The sequence below is a fragment of the Loktanella sp. S4079 genome (assembly GCF_000967725.1).
Taxonomy (GTDB): Bacteria; Pseudomonadota; Alphaproteobacteria; order Rhodobacterales; family Rhodobacteraceae; genus Yoonia.
Map to the genome: position 1 here is coordinate 639936 of NZ_JXYE01000002.1, position 15899 is coordinate 655834.

15 protein-coding genes and 2 tRNA genes are annotated in these 15899 nt (G+C 53.6%); 12 read left to right on the forward strand and 5 right to left on the reverse strand.

Annotation, left to right across the window (positions count from 1 at the left end):
* The first annotated feature begins 9 nt into the window (after positions 1-9).
* Genes TW80_RS04315 through TW80_RS04330 form a run of 4 tightly spaced genes read left to right on the forward strand, consistent with a single transcriptional unit; the run spans position 10 to position 4674 of the window.
* On the forward strand, positions 10-1038 hold the full coding sequence (locus TW80_RS04315; RefSeq protein ID WP_045997011.1) for a cysteine synthase A: 1029 nt from the start codon (positions 10-12) through the stop codon (positions 1036-1038).
* Positions 1035-3326 (forward strand): DUF3772 domain-containing protein, encoded by a 2292-nt coding sequence (locus TW80_RS04320; protein WP_045996081.1) that lies wholly within the window; start codon positions 1035-1037, stop codon positions 3324-3326. Before TW80_RS04315 ends, TW80_RS04320 begins: the two co-directional genes overlap by 4 nt.
* Complete coding sequence (locus tag TW80_RS04325) at positions 3323-4039, forward strand: alanyl-tRNA editing protein (RefSeq protein WP_045996082.1); 717 nt, start codon at positions 3323-3325, stop codon at positions 4037-4039. The genes TW80_RS04320 and TW80_RS04325 overlap by 4 nt, the downstream gene beginning before the upstream one ends.
* A gap of 2 nt (positions 4040-4041) precedes the next feature.
* Entirely contained in the window at positions 4042-4674 is a 633-nt protein-coding gene (locus tag TW80_RS04330; RefSeq protein WP_045996083.1) for a M35 family metallo-endopeptidase, read from the forward strand.
* Here the strand turns inward: TW80_RS04330 and TW80_RS04335 are convergent.
* Positions 4671-5816, reverse strand: a complete 1146-nt coding sequence (locus TW80_RS04335; protein ID WP_084625711.1) for an AI-2E family transporter — start codon at positions 5814-5816, stop codon at positions 4671-4673. The genes TW80_RS04330 and TW80_RS04335 overlap by 4 nt on opposite strands.
* A gap of 128 nt (positions 5817-5944) precedes the next feature.
* Between TW80_RS04335 and TW80_RS04340 the strand changes: the two genes are divergently transcribed.
* Positions 5945-6034: transfer RNA gene (locus TW80_RS04340), tRNA-Ser, on the forward strand.
* Positions 6035-6183: 149 nt separating this feature from the next.
* Positions 6184-6615: a DUF6538 domain-containing protein gene (locus TW80_RS04345; RefSeq protein ID WP_045996084.1), complete on the forward strand. Its 432-nt coding sequence runs from the start codon at positions 6184-6186 to the stop codon at positions 6613-6615.
* A 481-nt stretch (positions 6616-7096) separates the two neighbouring features.
* Here TW80_RS04345 and TW80_RS18530 read toward each other — a convergent pair whose 3' ends face one another.
* Positions 7097-7279 (reverse strand): DUF4240 domain-containing protein, encoded by a 183-nt coding sequence (locus TW80_RS18530; protein ID WP_045996086.1) that lies wholly within the window; start codon positions 7277-7279, stop codon positions 7097-7099.
* A 103-nt stretch (positions 7280-7382) separates the two neighbouring features.
* Positions 7383-8702: an ATP-binding protein gene (locus tag TW80_RS04360; RefSeq protein WP_045996087.1), complete on the reverse strand. Its 1320-nt coding sequence runs from the start codon at positions 8700-8702 to the stop codon at positions 7383-7385.
* A 41-nt stretch (positions 8703-8743) separates the two neighbouring features.
* On the opposite strand from TW80_RS04360, the gene TW80_RS04365 reads away from it, so the two are divergent.
* Together TW80_RS04365 and TW80_RS04370 are read left to right on the forward strand one after the other, a co-directional pair.
* Positions 8744-9667 carry an MBL fold metallo-hydrolase gene (locus TW80_RS04365; protein ID WP_045996088.1) on the forward strand — a complete coding sequence of 308 codons (924 nt, stop codon included), beginning with the start codon at positions 8744-8746 and terminating at the stop codon, positions 9665-9667.
* A gap of 75 nt (positions 9668-9742) precedes the next feature.
* Positions 9743-9817, forward strand: a tRNA-Asn gene (locus tag TW80_RS04370).
* 154 nt (positions 9818-9971) lie between these two features.
* Here the strand turns inward: TW80_RS04370 and TW80_RS04375 are convergent.
* On the reverse strand, positions 9972-10541 hold the full coding sequence (locus tag TW80_RS04375; protein ID WP_045996089.1) for a YcbK family protein: 570 nt from the start codon (positions 10539-10541) through the stop codon (positions 9972-9974).
* 341 nt (positions 10542-10882) lie between these two features.
* On the opposite strand from TW80_RS04375, the gene TW80_RS04380 reads away from it, so the two are divergent.
* The 4 genes from TW80_RS04380 to TW80_RS04395 all read left to right on the forward strand — a co-directional run bounded on the left by TW80_RS04380 (position 10883) and on the right by TW80_RS04395 (position 15121).
* The gene (locus TW80_RS04380) at positions 10883-12496 is read left to right on the forward strand and encodes a L,D-transpeptidase family protein (protein WP_446720128.1); all 1614 of its coding nucleotides are present in this window, start codon (positions 10883-10885) and stop codon (positions 12494-12496) included.
* A 31-nt stretch (positions 12497-12527) separates the two neighbouring features.
* A complete protein-coding gene (locus TW80_RS04385) occupies positions 12528-13589 on the forward strand; it encodes a UDP-3-O-(3-hydroxymyristoyl)glucosamine N-acyltransferase (protein ID WP_045997014.1) in 1062 nt (353 codons plus the stop codon).
* 63 nt (positions 13590-13652) lie between these two features.
* A complete protein-coding gene (locus TW80_RS04390; RefSeq protein ID WP_045996090.1) occupies positions 13653-13913 on the forward strand; it encodes an acyl carrier protein in 261 nt (86 codons plus the stop codon).
* Positions 13913-15121 carry a beta-ketoacyl-[acyl-carrier-protein] synthase family protein gene (locus TW80_RS04395; protein WP_045996091.1) on the forward strand — a complete coding sequence of 403 codons (1209 nt, stop codon included), beginning with the start codon at positions 13913-13915 and terminating at the stop codon, positions 15119-15121. Before TW80_RS04390 ends, TW80_RS04395 begins: the two co-directional genes overlap by 1 nt.
* Positions 15122-15166: 45 nt before the next feature.
* Here TW80_RS04395 and TW80_RS04400 read toward each other — a convergent pair whose 3' ends face one another.
* Positions 15167-15787 (reverse strand): invasion associated locus B family protein, encoded by a 621-nt coding sequence (locus TW80_RS04400; protein ID WP_045996092.1) that lies wholly within the window; start codon positions 15785-15787, stop codon positions 15167-15169.
* Positions 15788-15899 lie beyond the last annotated feature (112 nt).

Consider the following 15899-nt stretch of genomic DNA (forward strand, 5'->3'; position numbering starts at 1 on the left):
GGCGCAGCTATGACCATCCGAAATGACCTTGCCCAAGCTGTTGGCAATACGCCACTGATTAAACTACGGGCTGCATCCGAAGCGACCGGATGTACCATTTTGGGCAAGGCAGAGTTCCTCAACCCCGGCCAATCGGTCAAGGATCGCGCGGCACTGTTCATCATCAAGGACGCTATTGCACGCGGTGAGCTGAAACCTGGCGGCACAATCGTCGAAGGAACCGCTGGAAACACGGGGATTGGCCTTGCGCTGGTCGGGGCCTCTATGGGCTTTAAAACCGTCATTGTGATTCCTGAAACGCAAAGTCAGGAAAAGAAGGATATGTTGCGCCTCGCAGGTGCTGAGCTTGTCGAAGTGCCAGCCGTACCGTATCGCGACCCGAATAACTATGTGCGTTACTCTGGTCGGCTTGCAGACGCTCTCAAGGACCAACTACCAAACGGCGCGATTTGGGCGAACCAATTTGACAATGTTGCCAATCGTCAGGCGCATATTGAAACCACTGGCCCCGAAATTTGGGAACAAACTGGCGGCAAGGTGGATGGGTTCATCTGTGCAGTTGGGTCGGGTGGTACATTGGCCGGTGTCGGCATGTCGCTCCAGCCGAAGGGCGTCAAAATTGGTCTGGCCGATCCCGAAGGGGCTGGCCTGTTCAAACTGTACACCGGCGAAGAAAACCCCGGAAATTCGATTACCGAAGGTATCGGGCAAGGGCGCATTACAGCGAACCTCGAAGGATTTACGCCAGACTTTAGCTATCGCATCGATGATGCCGAAGCCTTGCCATTGGTCTTTGATCTGCTCAAGGATGAGGGGCTTTGCATGGGAGGCTCTACGGGCGTGAATATCGCCGGCGCGATCCGCCTTGCACGCGAAATGGGACCGGGGCACACGATTGTTACCGTGCTTTGTGACTATGGTACGCGCTATCAATCCAAGCTCTACAATCCGACCTTCCTACGCGATAAAGGGCTGCCAGTGCCTGCGTGGTTGGAAGCCAACAAGGCCAACCTTCCATCCGTTTTTGAGACCGCATGATCCGTCGCTTTTGTCTGATCATATGTCTTGCGCTTTGTTGGCCTTTTTTGGCCAGTGCGCAGGATGCGTCGGATGCAGAGACTGACGGGTGGGAACAGGTCGCAACTCGTGCTGAACGGCTCGCCGGGCGCGAGGATATTTCACAATTCGCAATGACGCACCTGCGGGCAGAATTGGTGAATTGGCGTGATTATTTCTTGGCGCAAACGACCATAAATGCTGGTCGTATAGCGACGGTCGATGCGCAGCTTGCCGCGCTTGGCCCGACACCAGAAAGCGGGGAAGAGGCGGCTAGTGTCGCGGATCGACGCGATGCGCTCATTGCGCAGCGGCAGGAATTGATGGCACCACGTTTGCTGGCCCAAGAATCCTATGCCCGCGCAAACGGATTGATTAGCGAATTTGATGCGCAGGTGCTTCAGCGTCAAACGCAAGAATTGACGCAGCGCGGTGTTGTGCCTCTCAATCCTGTTTATTTTGCCCCTGCAGTCGGTACGCTTTGGAATATTTTTCAAACGCTTACCGTCGAAACCAAGGCAGGTTTTGCTGTCCAAAGCCAGCATGGTGAACTGTGGGCAAATTTACCGCGCGCCGGATTTTTTCTACTTGTCGGGATCGGGTTACTTGGTGCCGGGCGGCGGCGCGTAACGAGCTGGCGGTCGCAGCTAGAGCAAACCCATTGGCCGCTGATGCCGCTTTGGCTCTTTATGCTATCGCTCTTGCAGATCTTGGTGCCCGTGGTCGGGTTGTACACCATGATGACGGGGCTAGAGACGCTAAATGTTTTTGGCCAAACCGGAGAGGCCGTCGCAAATGCGCTGCCTTGGGCAGGGCTTGTGGTGTTGTTCACTTGGTGGCTTAGCCGGTTGGTATTCCCAAGCGGAGAAAAGCCAGGCTACCTTGCCTATGATCGCAACACACGTTCGGCCGGGCGGCGCTATAGTCTGGCGATTGCGTGGTTGGTGGCGCTTGCCTCGCTTTTTGATGCAGCGATGTCTGTGATGGATATCGACGCCGGGGTAAATGCGGCGATCGCTTTGCCCGTGATGGTCATTTTGGGGCTGTTGTTGTGGCGGCTCGGCGTGGCAATCGCAACCAAACCCCAAGAGGTCGAAGGGCAGACCGTATCACAGGGCCGAATTCGGGGTATCGTTGCAAAGCTGAGCTATACGGTAGCCGTGGTAACGCCGTTGATGGTTGCAACGGGATATGGTGCAGGGCGCAGCGTGATGTTGTCTTGGCTGATGACCTTGGGTGTCATTGGTGTCGTGCTGATCTTGCAGCGTCTGGTTCACGACCTCAGCACGCCAGTTGATCAGGAAGACGCTCCAAAGACTGGTGCGCTTGCCTTGTTGCCGGTCGTGATTAGCCTGTGTCTATATGTTTTAAGCCTACCGATCATTGCATTGATCTGGGGCGCACGTGTCGATGATTTGGTCGAAGTTTGGGCACGGTTTCGCGAGGGTTTCGCCATTGGAGAAAGCCGTATCTCGCCCACAGACTTCATTACCTTCGCGCTGGTCTTTGCACTTGGCTATCTGTTGACGCGGACTATTCAAGGGACGCTCCGCAAAACGGTTTTGCCGCGTACCCGGTTGGACTTGGGTGGGCAAAATGCGGTTGTTGCGGGTTTCGGCTATATTGGGATTATTTTGGCTGCCATCGTTGCGATTACCAGCGCAGGTATTGATCTTTCAAACCTTGCGATTGTTGCTGGTGCCTTGTCTGTGGGTATCGGTTTTGGCCTGCAAAACATCGTGTCAAACTTTGTTTCGGGGATTATCCTGTTGATTGAACGCCCCGTGAGCGAAGGGGACTGGATCGAGGTGGGTGGCCAGATGGGTTATGTTCGCGCGATTTCTGTGCGCTCTACCCGGATTGAGACCTTTGACCGAACAGATGTGATTATCCCCAACGCCGATTTGGTCAGCGGGCAAGTAACAAACTGGACGCGCGGTAATCTTGTTGGTCGTGTGATCGTGCCTGTGGGGGTTGCCTACGGGTCTGACATTGATCTGGTCACGAAAATTCTGCGCGAGATTGCAGAGGCGCATCCTCTTGTGATCATGACGCCGCCGCCGAATGTGCTGTTCACTGGTTTCGGGGCAGATTCACTCGATTTCGAAATTCGCGCGATTTTACGTGATGTGAATTTGGTCATGACGACCCGTTCCGAACTTAATCATGAAATTGCCAAGAAGTTTGCTGAAGCTGGGATCGAGATCCCATTTGCGCAGCGCGATATTTGGTTGCGTAACCCCGAAGTCCTAAATGGAGGCAACACATGACCGAGCCACTCTTTCGCGATGACGCCTATATGCGCGAAGCAAAGGGCAGGGTGGTTGCGATTACCTCTGAGGGGGGGATCGTACTGGATCAGTCTGTGTTTTATCCAACTGGCGGCGGCCAACCCGGCGATAGCGGCACGTTACGTTGGGATGGTGGTGCAATCGAAATTGCCACGACCGTTAAGGGACCTGACGATACCATTGTTCTAATACCTGCCGAACCAGTTGCTTTGCCGAATTCGGGACTGGTCGTGATACAATCTATCAACTGGGATCGGCGCTATCGTTTGATGCGTATGCATACCGCGCTTCACTTGTTGTCAGTTGTCATGCCGCTGCCTGTTTCAGGGGGCTCTATTGGCACGGATAAGGGGCGGTTAGATTTTGATATGCCAGAGGCTCCAGACGACAAACAAGCGATCGAGGACGACCTGAATAGGCTGATCGCCTGCAATATGGCTGTGACGACTGAATGGATTAGCGATGCTGAATTGGATGCCCAGCCAGATTTGGTGAAAACCATGTCCGTGCGCCCACCTCGTGGAAATGGCCAAGTCCGGTTGGTACGCATCGGTGTCGGTCAGGAAACAGCCGATCTTCAGCCCTGCGGTGGTACGCATGTGGCCAATACCGAAGAAATCGGTCGCGTGCGCATTGGAAAAATAGAAAAGAAGGGTCGTCAAAACAGACGGGTCTATTTGCATTTGGAGTAGTCATGAAAAGGGTTTCGGTTTTATTCTGCGCATTACTGTTCGCACAGCCAGCAGCGGCTCAGAGCGTCACTGGTTGTGATAAGGACCAAGCACTGGCGGTCGAGCGCGTTTTGCGCAATGCTAAAGAACTGACCCTCAAAGCTGCGACCTCGGTCGGTGATACCCCAGAATACGAACGTTGGTTTGGCGAATACAGCCGCGGCAATGCCGAAGAGGTGCGCGCCAACCTTAAGGCAATCGTCGGTGCAATCCGAAGCGGTGCCGTCACCGCATCATGTAATCTTCCCACTCAAGATGGGTGCGATTCCGGTGAATACGCATGGGTCTATCCGCATGAACCCTATTTGTTACATCTGTGCCCGCCATTCTTTGACTTGCCACATCTGACGGCGCTCGAACCGGGTGCACGCCACAGTGACAACGGAACCCAAGAAGGCACAATCGTGCACGAGCTCTCGCATTTTTTGCGGGTCGCAGGCACTGACGACCACTGCTATTCGCGCGGAGACTGCTCACAAATGGCCGTTCGCGATGTTGCACGTGCGATTGATAACGCGGACAGCTATCAGTATTTCACAGAGGATGTGACGTACTATGCGCGTCAACCGGTCGTTGGAAAGACAAGTACAGACTAGTTGTTCGGCCTGCGCTCGTTCCCAAAGAGATCATGTTCAATGGGCTGGTCCAACATTTGTTCGGTTTCGGGCAGGCCTTCGCGTGAAAGCAATATCGCGATCGGGCGCAAACCGGGGACATAGCTGCAAACGACCAGCATCATCACCATAATCGGGACCGACAGGAACATGCCCGGCACGCCCCAAACAGCGCCCCAGAATGCCAGCGACAGAATGATTCCGAATGATGATAGCCGCAGCGCACGCCCCATAAGCATCGGGTCAATGATGCTTCCGTTTATGAATTGAATGACGGTCGATATCGAAAAGATGATTAGGGTCGTTGTGGAATCGCCGATTTGCACATGCGCGATCAGCGCGATCAAACAGGTCGCGACGATTGATCCGATATTTGGGATAAAGTTCAAAACAAAGGTGATGATCCCAATCGATGACGCGAGGTCCAAACCAAAGGCCTGCGCAAGAACAAAGACCATCCCGCCTGTAATCGCACTAATCAGCGTCTTGACCAAAAGATAATAGTTCACGCGGTGAATGATGGATTGGATGATTTTTCCCGTTCGCGCAGCTTGTGCCTCATTACCCAGAAAATTCGTGAGTTTAGTCTGGAACCAAATTCGTTCCGCAAACAAGAACCCGACAAATAGGATCACCAAGACAGTGGCTTGCATAATCCCGCTGGCTTGACCCGCAGCGCTGCGCAGATAGCTCGACACATCGACCGAGCGTAGGGCGTTGAGAACCGCAAGTTCACTATCCTCGCCCATCCATGAAAACAGCGAGGCAATCGCCGACGGCGCACGCTCTGTATAAGAAAGCGTGGTAACGAGTACGGTGTTCACCTGAGCGAGCAAAATCGAGGTCAACATAAGCAGTGCCGTCGCAATGAGCACCATCGCCGCAAGGCTGGCCAAAGCATTTGGTATCCGAAACGGTCCAATCCGCTGACGCGCAATAAACGTGATAACATCACTTGTTAAGCTGAATAGAATGATCGCTGTCGCGAGTGAAATCAGCATGAAACGCGCTTGGACCAAGAGAAAGAGAACAACAGCAAAGGCAATGACCACCAAAGCGCCGGTCTGAAGCCGATTTGTATCGCGTTTCTCGCTGATGCCTGTCGGCTGATGGTCTTGCTGCATACTAAGGAGGTCATTCTATGTTTTTCTGCACTTATTATAGGGGGCAGAGCGCCCAAGGGTAAACACCGCAAAAACATGTCGATAGGGGCTTGCAATAGGTGATCGGTTAGGGCTAAACCGCGCCCCACGGACAGGTGGCCGAGTGGTCGAAGGCGCACGCCTGGAAAGTGTGTAGGCGGGAGACCGTCTCCAGGGTTCGAATCCCTGTCTGTCCGCCACTAAATTGCCCGTATGCTGGGCGTTTATTCACGAATAATTCTATTTTTTCAGTCATCTAAGGCTTAGTAACCTTTTGTGGACAGTCTTTTTCGCATGAATTCCCGCATGTAATCCCGCATAGGAGGTGCATTATAGAGGAGGCTTGTGGATGGGCTTAACCCTAGATCTTGGGCGTTATTATTTTGTGCTGAACGTCCCTAAGGAGTTGTTTGGTAAGGTGGTAGGCCGGAATGGCCAACCAGTGCGGCAGATACGGCAGGCGTTGAAAACGGCTGATCGCAGTGTTGCAAAACGCAAGGCATTTGCGCTTGAAGAACTAAAGCGCGCGGAATGGCGGTTATTGCGCCTAGGTGAGGGTGCCCTAGCATATCAGAAATACGAGGCTGCGAAGCAGATATCAGAGTCACATGGGTTTGAGTACATCCCCAGCGATCTGCTCTTGCAGCGGTCTTTTCAAGGCAACCTGCCGCGTTTGAAAGCTGTGCCGCAGGCCCTGAGAACAATCCGCCACCGCGTGAAGTCGCCACCGCCATTTTGGGCGGGGTCGATGTTCCACTTCCACCGCTTCGTATCGTTTTGACCGAATACATCGCGCCCACCAAAATCGCGATATGAAAAAATCATTGGTATGATGGTGTAGATGATCGATGTTAGTCCTGCGCCGAGGCTTTTCCCAAGGTTGGGGTTGGCGTATTTTGTTAGGAACCCCAGTACGAGGCGTTAATGTCAAATCTACTAGAAACATGTTACTCAGATCACTCGCTCTGGTTCACTGATCCCAAGAAGTGTGGATATTGGTTTTCAACGTTTGTTGCGTCAAATGGAGTACCTTTGGGTTCCCCAAGGGGCAGGAAGTCGATTTCCACTGTACGCGTAGCCGTGGTCCTATAGATTTCACTAATGCCGTCGCCATAATCGTGGATAAGTATGTCCTCCGATTGATCGCAATCAGAAAGGTTTTCGCGATCGCTCGAGATCTTATCAAAAGTCGCGTGATCTCTAGAAATGAGCCAGCGACAAAAATAATCAACCCCATCTGCCGAGCATCCGCCATTCATCACTTATGCTGCTCTCCACAAGTCCCAGCGTTTCGCGAGGTCAAAGATCCTCTGTTCAGTGAATTGAAAGGATATGATGTCGTGAGGAGTGAGCGTTTCGAGTGATGATCTAAGTGCAGCCAACTGTTGGTTCATACCGTCAGCGTGGGTTTGCTCAATGATCGTCCAGAAATCTTCTTCGGTCATTGATAGTGGTCATCCTTATTTGAAAAATGAACATATCTAGAAAATAGCAGCATCGTGGCTTTCTTTGACATTTAATGCTCCAATGTAGTCGCATATTTTAAGTTCACCGCGCGATGACCAATTCTGCCATTAACCCGCCTAGTCGTTCACTTTGGCTAAGCCTAAGCACGCCGCCGTGGGTGCGGGCGATATCGGCGACGATGGAGAGGCCCAGTCCGACACCGCTGCCTTTGTCTTGGTTGCGTGCAGGGTCGAGACGTACGAAGGGGCTGATTGCATCTTCATATTTATCAGGTGGAATGCCCGGGCCGTTGTCTTCGACCCAGAAACGAATTGCACGCTCGGTCACGCTGACGCCAATTTCGGCCTTGTCTGCGTAGCGCAGCGCATTCCCCACGAGGTTATCAAGCGCGCGCCGAATGGCTGCAGGTCGAAGGGCGACAGGTGTATTCGGCCCGTCGATCTCTGCAAGTGTCAGCGCGTTGCCGATGCGCTCATTGTCTTCGAGCACCGCACGTACGAGATCACCGGGGGAAACAGCCTCGATTCCGTCTCCGGCATCGCTACGGGCAAAATCCAAGAACGCATCGAGCAGGCTTTGCATTTCATCGACGTCTTTGAGCAGTGGGGCGGTATCTTCGTCATCCAGAAATGATAGCCCGAGCCGCAGTCGCGTGAGCGGGGTACGCAGGTCGTGACTAACGCCTGAGAGCATCAGGGTTCGGCTTTGGATTTGCCGCTCGAGCCTGTTGCGCATATCCAAGAACGCCATCCCAGCGGCGCGGACCTCGATTGCACCTGTCGGGGTGAAGGGTGTGATCCGCCCGCGACCATAATCTGTCGCCGCGACAGCCATTCGTTTGATCGGGCGCAATTGATTACGCAAAAAGATAAATGCAACCGCCGTCATAAGCGCGCCCATAACAACCATAATCACCAACAGCTGATGAGGGTTAGTTGCAGATACGCGGCGTCTGCTGAACTCCATTCTGAGCAAACCGTGTTTGGTTTCGACCCAAACGACGACCACCCGCCGGTTCTCAAGTGAAATCGCTTGCGTCGCGGGAATCCCTCCACGCAGTGTTTCGATCACTGTACTCCCGGTTAAATCTACAAATGGTTTGATGTCGCGTGCGGGCTGATCCATTGCTGGTAGGGTGGTTCCGATCCGCAATGGCTCTCCAATTTGTGCAAGAACAGCCTTCGCCTGATTGATGTCGTCTGCCTGATCAGCCGCCTCAATAAGATAGAGCAAATCAATGTTCTCGGCGCTTGTCATCATGCGGGTTACACCGTCAAAGTGTCGCTGAATGAAGACAACAGAAATCAACAATTGCAACAGAATGACTGGCAATATCAGAATAAGAGCAGCACGGGCATAAATCCCGCGCGGCATGTAGTTTTTGAGCCAACGAAAGAACATGGTCGCAGGCTAGCGCGCTGTTGCACAAACGGAAAGCAAAGATGACAGGCTCCACCGACAAGATGCCCACGCCCGGCGAATTGCTGCAAATTAGGCCGGGGTTGCAATCTGTGCTCGCGCCGAATGCGTCACCGATGACGTTTTGGGGGACCAATACATTTATCATTGGTGAGCAGGATGTCGTGGTCATAGATCCAGGGCCGGATAATAAGGAACATCTGCGAAACCTACTGACGGCTTTGTCTGGCCGGACGGTGCATCATATTTTGATTACGCATAGTCATCTGGACCATTCGGGATTGGTGGGCGCATTGCGTGACGCGACCAACGCGCCTGTGCTTGGCTTTGGGAATAGCCGGGCAGGGCGCAGCGAAGTGATGGAACGTTTGATCCACGCGGGAATGGTCGAAGGTGGCGAAGGTGTGGATCATGATTTTCAGCCTGATCACTGCCTCGAAGATGGTTCATCAATTGAGGGAAGCTGGGGGCGTATCACGGCCATACATACCCCGGGGCATATGGCGAACCATATGTGCTTTCATTGGCAGGATGCGATCTTTACCGGTGATCATGTGATGGGCTGGGCAAGTTCGCTGATTTCACCACCCGATGGGGATTTGACGCAATTCATGGAATCATGCCGACGCCTGAGCCAAATTGATTGTTCCATATACTACCCAGCACATGGCGCGCAAATTACGGATCCCGCAAAACGATTGGTTTGGTTGATCCGTCATCGGCAAGAACGAGAAATGCAGATTCTCGAAAAATTGTTAGCGCGGGCAATGACGATTCCGGCCTTAACGGAATCACTCTACAGCGATGTTCCAGAGCATTTGCAGCGAGTCGCCCAAAGAAATGTATTTTCGCACCTCATTGATCTCGTTCAACGAGGGAAAATTCAGGCCGTTCCAGAAATAAATTTGGACGCAAAATATCATTTTATTGAGGGTTCTGGCGGCTGACCGAAGGGAAAGTAAAAAACTGTCGATTTGCCTCTGGACGCCACTGAATCACATTGCTAAAAGGCCCTCAGTTGTTCCGACGTAGCTCAGCGGTAGAGCAGTTGACTGTTAATCAATTGGTCGTAGGTTCGATCCCTACCGTCGGAGCCAACTAGCCTAAGGCATTGGCCTTAAATGAAAAAGCGCCCCAAATCGGGGCGCTTTTCGTTTGTCGGGGTGTCAGTTCGTGGCAATCGCTCAAGCGTAGAAAAGAAAAAGAGGGCGCGTGGCCCTCTGTGCAAAAAGATTACCTGTGTGTCGGTCTTTATCCGCGCCAAGTACGGATTGGGCCGCAGTCCATATGGACGAAGTTTGATCCAGCGTAGCGACCTACGCCGCCTGCATGACATGCAGCAGCGGCACTCGCCATTTGCGAGGTGGTGCGACTTTGGAGCCGGAGGTCGGCGGCCTGACCACGCATATGCAGCGAATTGCGTGCGACGCCCGAAGAGCGGCTGCGCAACATCGCGTTAGTTTGCGGAGAGCGGTAGCCTGACAATAGGAGGTAGGGTTCGTCGGCCTCCATCAGGTTCGATGCGGCGGCCATGATGTCGATCGTACGCAAATCCATCTGAACGGCTTCGCCAGTACGCCAATCGCGCATGTGGATGTTAATCTCGCGGACGGCTTCGGCGATGTATTCGCCCTCGATCCAATAGACTGTGTCGAGCCGTTCGCCAGTACGGCCGGAATACATTGCAATGCGGCGGATGTCGCCCGCACCGCGAAGAAAGCCAGCTGCCTGTGAATATGTTGGTGCGGCTGATACCGCTGTCGCCGCGAATGCACCAAGCAAACCGCGACGTGTGATCCCAGAGGAGTTCTTGTTAGTCATAGAATTGCGCCTGTCCCGTCGCTCAACCATGCCGCTTTGCGGCTTTTTTCATCGTGTCCCCAGATGTGCTGAATTTATGGCACATTTTGATTCGTTCACCAAGGGGCTTTAACTAAAATATAGGTAACAAAGGGGAAATAAGCGAGAATTAGCGCAGATTTTGTGCACCTCATAACTGGTGGGTTGAACGAAACACGGTAACGGGGCAACACCTGCCGCGTCGTGTGGGGGCGCTCGCGCGATTATGAATAGACATTTATAAGGTAAGGATATTCATACTCTGCTTTAAGTTTAGGGCCTTGTAGGCTAGGTCTGAACCATAAATTCTTGGGGGATAAGTAATGTTGATCAAGAGTATGCCTTTGGGTGCCAATATGGCCCGGGCTTGGTTGGTTGTTTCGGCGTTTTTCATGACGCTTTTTGCTGCGTCAGTTGCGCAGGCGCAGGTAACGGATTTTCGTCAGGCTGTCGCGCAGGCAGCTGCGTCCGACGAAGATATCGCCGCGTTTTACCGTGAACGTAATTTTGAAGGCATTTGGAGCACCGGGGCAGATCGCCGCCGCCGCAATGCGTTGATGGCTGCTTTTGCTGCTGCTGGTGATCACGGGCTGCCGGCTGATCGCTACAATCCAGAACCACTGATGGCGCGTTTGCAAGCTGCCCGCACTCCGCTTGAGCAGGGGCGCGCAGAGGTGGAACTGACCCGTATGTTCCTGGATTATGCGCGTGATGTGCAAACGGGGATTTTGGTTCCCTCGCGCGTTGACAGCAATATTCATCGTCAGGTCCCGTATCGTTCGCGTTTGACGACGATCCGTTCCTTTGTTCAATCGCGTCCAGACGCGTTTTTGCGTGCGCTACCGCCCAGTTCGCCTGAATATACACGGTTGATGCGTGAAAAGATCGCGATGGAGCGACTGTTGGCGGATGGCGGCTGGGGTCCTGCCGTGCCTGCTGGTAAGCTGGAGGCAGGGAGTACAGGAAATCGCGTGATTGCACTGCGTAACCGTTTGATCGCGATGGGTTTCCTTGAGCGTACGAATACACAGACCTATGACGCCGCGATTGTGAATGCAGTTCAGCGTTTCCAACAAGCACATGGTCTGGCCATTGATGGTACCGTCGGCCAAGGCACGTTGCGTGAAATCAACGTATCGCCTGAGGCGCGTTTGCAATCCATCATCGTTGCGATGGAACGCGAGCGTTGGAACAACCGTCCGCGCGGCACCCGTCACATTTGGGTAAACTTAACTGACTTCACAGCCAAGATTGTCGATAATGATGTCGTGACCTTTGAGACACGCTCTGTCATCGGAGCCAATCACCGCGACCGGGTTAGCCCAGAGTTTTCTGACGTGATGGAGTTCATGGTGATTAACCCAAGCTGGTATGTCCCGCGTTCGATCATCACCAAAGAGTATCTGCCGCAGCTGCAACGTAACCCGAATGCTGTCAGCCAGTTGCAGATTACTGATTCACGTGGACGTACTGTGAACCGTGGTTCTGTTGATTTCACGCAATACACGGAAGCGAACTTTCCGTTTTCGATGCGTCAACCGCCGAGCCGTGGGAATGCGCTAGGTTTGGTGAAATTCATGTTTCCAAACCGGTACAACATCTATCTGCACGACACACCTGCCAAGAGCCTCTTTGGACGCGAAACCCGTGCCTATAGTCATGGCTGCATTCGTTTGGCGGATCCGTTTGACTTTGCCTATGCATTGCTCGCGCGTCAGGTGTCAAACCCTGAAGAGTTCTTTCAGTCCCGTTTGAGCACTGGCCGTGAGCAGCGTGTTGATTTGAACGATCCGGTTCCGGTGCACTTGGTATATCGTACAGCCTTTACGAAACCCGAGGGCCGCATGCAGTATCGCCGTGACGTCTACGGTCGTGATGCGCGGATTTGGAATGCTCTTGCACGTGAAGGGGTGGCAGTCCGCGCCGTTCGTGGGTAAATCTATCCTCGGAACTTGATCCGGGGGTATGATGGCACATTCAGTTAAAGACATCGCAGCGGCGCTCGGGGCTCAGGCCTTTGGCGCCGTTGATCTTTTGGTGGTTGGTGCATCCGAACCTGCAACAGCTAGCCCATCGGATTTGGCGCTAGCGATGACGCCAAATTATGGTGACGCGCTGGCGTTGGGGCAGGCGCGGGCCGCTGTTGTATGGCCCGGTGCGGATTGGCAGGCCTTGGGCCTAGAGGCCGCGATTTATGCGCCCCGTGCACGGCTTGCCATGGCGGGCCTGACCCAGATGTTGGATCAGCCGCTGGCGGGCAATGGCATTAGCGCGCACGCGGTTATTGCACCCGGTGCGAAAATCGGTGCGAACGTCGTGATCGGTGCATTTGCGGTGATCGGTGAAAACGCCGAGATTGGCGACAACACCTGGATCGCGGATCACGTCAGCATCGCAGAGGGTGTACACGTTGGTGCGCGCTGCCAGTTGCATGCTGGTGTACGATTACAGCGCGGTGCAAAAATCGGTGACCGCGTCATTATGCAGCCCAATGTCGTTGTCGGCGGAGACGGATTTTCCTTTGTCAGCAAAGAACCGTCCAATGTAGAGCTTGCGCGCGAAACGCTTGGCGTCGCGCCTTTGACGCCCCCACAAGACACGACATGGCACCGTATTCATTCGCTTGGCGGTGTTGAGATTGGCGATGATGTCGAGATTGGGGCCGGCTCTACTGTCGACGCAGGGACGATCCGCGCGACCAAGGTTGGACGTGGTACCAAGATCGATAATCTCGTCCAAGTTGGGCATAATGTGATTGTCGGCGAAGACTGCTTGCTTTGTGCGCAGGCGGGCGTGGCTGGTTCAACTGTGCTAGGGGACCGTGTTGTCGTCGGCGGCAAGGCAGGTGTTGCTGATAACGTAACTGTCGGCGCTGATGTGGTTCTGGGTGGCGGTTCCGTTGTTCTATCAAACGTGCCTGCGGGGCGCGTGATGATGGGTTACCCAGCAACCAAGATGCAAACCCATCTCGAAAGCTACAAAGCCCTGCGCCGATTGCCACGAATATTGAACAGTTTCACGAAACGTTAAGAAACTGTTTCAATCTTGGGCAAAACGACCTAAATCGCATTAAACAATAGCGGATCTCAGATTATGAGCGTCAAAGAACAGGTGATTGAAATTATAGCAGAGCAGGCGATGCTGGAACCATCAGATGTCAAGATGGATCACACGCTTGAGGACCTCGGGATCGACAGCCTTGGTCTCGTCGAAAGCATTTTTGCAATTGAAGAAAGTTTTGATATCACCGTGCCGTTCAACGCGAATGATCCGAGCGCAAGCGATTTTGATATATCTTCAGTCGCAGCAATCATTGCAGCAGTCGATAAGCTAAAGAGCGAGCAGTCCAACTAATGAGGCGGGTCGTAATAACCGGGGCGGGTACCGTTAACCCACTAGGTTTTGATGTGGCCAGCACGTTCGAAGCATTTCGCGAAGGGCGTTGCGGTATTGGCCCGCTGGAAATCAAAGACGTTGATCGCCTGTCGATCCAGATCGGTGGGCAGATCAAGGGCTACGACGAATCTGCGCATTTCAATCGACAACAGCTCGCGCTTTATGATCGGTTTACACAGTTCGCGCTTTTGGCCGCACGTCAGGCGATTGGAGAATCTGGTCTGACTTTCAGCGGGGAATTGGCAGATCAATCTGGCGTCGTGCTCGGAACATCCGGCGGCGGGCTCAACACCCAAGACGAAAACTATCGCGCCGTTTATGAGGAAGGTAAGAACCGGGTCCATCCCTTTATCGTTCCGCGATTGATGAACAATGCGGCTGCTAGCCATGTCTCAATCGAATGTAACCTGCGCGGCCCGACCTTCACTGTGGCGACGGCCTGCGCGTCGTCGAACCATGCCATGGGGCAGGCGTTCAATATGGTCCGCAGCGGCATGTCCAAGGTGATGATCACGGGTGGTTCCGAAGCGATGCTGTGTTTCGGCGGTATAAAAGCCTGGGAAGGTCTGCGCGTGATGTCAAAGGATGCCTGCCGCCCATTTTCGGCCACCAGAAACGGAATGGTCCAGGGTGAGGGCGCCGCTGTTTTTGTCTTTGAAGATTATGAACACGCCAAGGCCCGCGGTGCAGAAATTATTTGCGAGGTTGTTGGATTCGCCATGTCATCGGATGCGTCCGACATTGTGACACCTTCAAAACAAGGGGCGGCACGTGCCATTGCCGGTGCGGTGCGCGATGCTGGCGTGTCCTCGGATCAAGTCGGCTATATTAACGCCCATGGCACAGGAACTGCCGCAAACGACAAGACAGAATGCGCTGCCGTTGCTGATGTCTTTGGGGCGCATGCGGATCAACTGATGATCTCGTCCACTAAATCAATGCACGGTCACTTGATTGGTGGGACGGGGGCTGTTGAACTCTTGGCCTGTGTGATGGCAGTGCGGGACGGCATCGTTGCGCCGACCATTGGCTACGAAGAACCCGATCCCGAATGTACGTTAGACGTGGTGCCAAATGTCGCCCGCGAAGCAGACGTCGATGTGGCATTGTCAAATGCCTTCGCTTTTGGTGGCTTGAACGCAGTGATCGCGTTACGCAAATTCTAGGGCGCGATACCCGAACGGACTGTCCGGGTATCGCGCGTGATTGTTTTATTCAGCTGGGCTGACTGATCCTTCGAACCCTGCGGTAAATCCTGTCAAAGACAGTTTCAGCAAGATTTCATTGGATGGATTCGCTGCGTGAACCAAACGGACTGTCCCTTCGGCACCACGCTTAAACTGATCGATTTCTGCTTGGGTGAACCCAAGACGGGCGATACAGCCACCTTGGTTGCAAAAACGGAACGGGTAGCGGCGCGCATTTTGGCCATCAACTGAGAGCGTCAACTGTTCGGTCAAGAGCGTCTCAAGCGGCACGACGACCGTTGCCCCTGCAACGGCTGTTGATCCTTCGGGAAGACGAAAAAAGTTAAACTCTGCAATCGCATTTCCCTGATCATCGCTGAGCAACTGATACATGTTGCAAGGATCTGCCTCGCCTTCAGGAGCACGGATACAGCGCATGGCCCAATCGCCGAACTCTTGCAAAATATAGGCCTGACCAACAGCGGGACCGGCAGGCTGTCCAAGATCAAGATCGCTAGATTGCTCTTCTTGTTCTTGCGTGGCTTCGGTTTCTGTTTCAGGTGCTTCAACGTCGTCTTGGGCGAATGCTGCGCCCGCGTGTGCGAGCAGGGCGGCCACAACAATTGATTTGAATGTACTGCGCATCAGATAGGTCCTTTTGCTTTTGGATTTGCTTAGCACGGGCTTTTCCAGCTGTCAGTGGGGAATGGCGTCGTTGTGGCTGTGTTTCGCTCACAATTTCGAGGGCGTAAATAGA

Bases quoted from the DNA above. Each gene is read 5' to 3' on its own strand.
- TW80_RS04315 (WP_045997011.1), top strand. From the start codon at position 10: ATGACCATCCGAAATGACCTTGCCCAAGCTGTTGGCAATACGCCACTG.
- TW80_RS04385 (WP_045997014.1), top strand. From the start codon at position 12,528: ATGGCACATTCAGTTAAAGACATCGCAGCGGCGCTCGGGGCTCAGGCC.
- TW80_RS04335 (WP_084625711.1), bottom strand. From the start codon at position 5,816: ATGCAGCAAGACCATCAGCCGACAGGCATCAGCGAGAAACGCGATACA.
- TW80_RS04320 (WP_045996081.1), top strand. From the start codon at position 1,035: ATGATCCGTCGCTTTTGTCTGATCATATGTCTTGCGCTTTGTTGGCCT.
- TW80_RS18530 (WP_045996086.1), bottom strand. From the start codon at position 7,279: ATGACCGAAGAAGATTTCTGGACGATCATTGAGCAAACCCACGCTGAC.
- TW80_RS04345 (WP_045996084.1), top strand. From the start codon at position 6,184: ATGGGCTTAACCCTAGATCTTGGGCGTTATTATTTTGTGCTGAACGTC.
- TW80_RS04365 (WP_045996088.1), top strand. From the start codon at position 8,744: ATGACAGGCTCCACCGACAAGATGCCCACGCCCGGCGAATTGCTGCAA.
- TW80_RS04380 (WP_446720128.1), top strand. From the start codon at position 10,883: ATGTTGATCAAGAGTATGCCTTTGGGTGCCAATATGGCCCGGGCTTGG.
- TW80_RS04390 (WP_045996090.1), top strand. From the start codon at position 13,653: ATGAGCGTCAAAGAACAGGTGATTGAAATTATAGCAGAGCAGGCGATG.
- TW80_RS04325 (WP_045996082.1), top strand. From the start codon at position 3,323: ATGACCGAGCCACTCTTTCGCGATGACGCCTATATGCGCGAAGCAAAG.
- TW80_RS04330 (WP_045996083.1), top strand. From the start codon at position 4,042: ATGAAAAGGGTTTCGGTTTTATTCTGCGCATTACTGTTCGCACAGCCA.
- TW80_RS04395 (WP_045996091.1), top strand. From the start codon at position 13,913: ATGAGGCGGGTCGTAATAACCGGGGCGGGTACCGTTAACCCACTAGGT.
- TW80_RS04360 (WP_045996087.1), bottom strand. From the start codon at position 8,702: ATGTTCTTTCGTTGGCTCAAAAACTACATGCCGCGCGGGATTTATGCC.
- TW80_RS04400 (WP_045996092.1), bottom strand. From the start codon at position 15,787: ATGCGCAGTACATTCAAATCAATTGTTGTGGCCGCCCTGCTCGCACAC.
- TW80_RS04375 (WP_045996089.1), bottom strand. From the start codon at position 10,541: ATGACTAACAAGAACTCCTCTGGGATCACACGTCGCGGTTTGCTTGGT.